The organism is uncultured Lacinutrix sp., assembly GCF_947500325.1.
Lineage (GTDB): Bacteria > Bacteroidota > Bacteroidia > Flavobacteriales > Flavobacteriaceae > Lacinutrix.
Genome location: NZ_CANMRQ010000093.1, coordinates 1 through 504, shown reverse-complemented (window position 1 = coordinate 504; position 504 = coordinate 1). Strand labels below are relative to the sequence as shown.

The following is a 504-nucleotide window of genomic DNA, read 5'->3' as shown; positions in this document are numbered from 1 at the left end:
ACCTCATTTGACTTAACAGTAGAAGATGCAGAGATTGTAAACGGTAATACGAGTTGGATAGTGACTTACTATGAAAGCTTAGCAGATGCACAAGGCGATGTAAATGCCATAGCAGATCCAACAGCATATACCAATACAATGAATGGCCCACAGACGCTTTACATTCGAGTGACAGATAATGATACCGGTTGTTTTTCATTTACCACAGTCACGATTCGTGTGTTACCAAATCCATCACCAAGTCCAAATCCAGACGATTTAATTCTTTGTGATGACAACAATGCAGGCGATATGATTGAGACCTTCGATTTAACACAAAACGAACTCTTTATCATTAATGGCGAAGTTGGGGTAACAGCAAGTTACTATACAAGTCAATCCGATGCCATCATGGGTACTAATGCTATAGTAGATCCAACGATGCATACTAATGAGGATCCATTGAATTTAGGAACAGGTATTACACCACAAACGATTTATGTAAGAGTCACTAATGGAGATGAT

The 504-nt window shown here is 38.9% G+C and carries 1 pseudogene; it reads left to right on the top strand.

The window, feature by feature from the left end:
• Window positions 1-504: pseudogene (locus Q0997_RS20315) on the top strand (hypothetical protein); the annotation flags it as partial.